Source organism: Bacillus sp. LR--39 (genome assembly GCF_053613335.1).
Genome location: NZ_JBSIOT010000176.1, coordinates 1 through 1,344, shown reverse-complemented (window position 1 = coordinate 1,344; position 1,344 = coordinate 1). Strand labels below are relative to the sequence as shown.

General features: G+C 42.0%; 1 protein-coding gene and 1 pseudogene. Both read right to left on the bottom strand.

Features of this window, described 5'->3' with window-relative positions:
• Nucleotides 1–68: 68 nt before the first annotated feature.
• Nucleotides 69–535: pseudogene (locus ACWHAR_RS21545) on the bottom strand (RDD family protein).
• A gap of 186 nt (nt 536–721) precedes the next feature.
• The coding region (locus tag ACWHAR_RS21540) for an aldehyde dehydrogenase family protein (RefSeq protein ID WP_452087776.1) at nt 722–1,344 on the bottom strand (623 nt) is incomplete at its 5' end.

Sequence of the window (1,344 nt, the reverse complement as noted above, 5' to 3'; positions counted from 1 at the left end):
GAAGCTGATGGCTTTTGGGAAATAGTAAAACAGGCTGGCGAGGTTAACTCGGCAGCCTGTTTTTTTGATCAATCAAGATATTTATTTTTATAGACAACCTTTGTCCCGCAAATATAATCATGTAATGCCAGTTTAGAGGGAAAGGCCGCCATGATAAAACCGATATATAAGATCTTAGATAATGTGTAAGCGAAGAAACGGCCGAAGCTGTGCCAAAAAGAAATACGCTCGCCATACTGATTGACAACGATGATGCCCATGAGTTTTTTCCCAATGTTGCTTGCATGTTTGAGGAAGTCAGCAAGCTATAGTAAAGAATAGCGAAAATAAATATGATGGCCAAAACAGGGATTGTGCCAATGATCAACATGAAAAACTCATATTGGGCTTCTGACATGTGTGTACCTGCTGCATCAATGAGTGGCAACACAATGAAGGTGTTAATGAAAATCATAATGAAAGAGAATATAGCTATAATAAATACATCAATAATCGAGGCGGCTGCCCGAATCCAAAATCCTGCTGGTTTTTCCATGTATCATTTTACTCCTTTAAAGTTTTCTGGGTATTATACGTTAGGGGCTGCAGGGTTTCAATGAGATAGACTAGAGGAATTTTGTCTCGTTTGAAAATTGTATTTTATCACTTTTAATCTCTTTATTTAGGTCATATAAAGATAAAAAAAGAACCTGCAAGATGATGCAGATTCTCTTCATTATGATTATTTAGAGGCTTGAATAAATACACCCTTCTCATGAGAAAACTCTTTGAATCCGTATACCCCATGATAGGAGCCGATTCCGCTTGTGTTGACGCCGCCGAATGGCAGGTTGACGTCACTGAAATGGACGACGACATCATTGATGGCCGCATTTCCTGATGTCGTGTGCTGAAGGACGTTGTCAATCAGGTCTTGGTTTTTGCTGAACACATAAAGTGCAAGCGGTTTATCGCGGTCATTTACGTAATCGATGACCTCGTCGATGTCTTCATAGTTCATCATTGGCAGAATCGGTGCGAAGATTTCCTCCTGCATGATTTTCATATCAGGCGTGACGTTTTTCAAAACGGTTGGCGAGATCGTGCGGTCGCTGGCATCAAATACGCCGCCGAACACCACTTCCGCCCCTTTTTCGATGGCATCGTCGAACAGATCTTTGACGCGGTTGAAGTTGCGGTCATTGACGATCTGCGTAAATTTGCTGCGGTCTGGGGTATGATCATCCTCCATAAATCCAGCGTTGACGACTGTTTGTAAAATCCCCGCGAACCTGTCCTGAACGTCTTTTTTAATGAACAGGTAATCAGGTGCGATGCAGGTTTGGCCGGCGTTTACGAATTTCC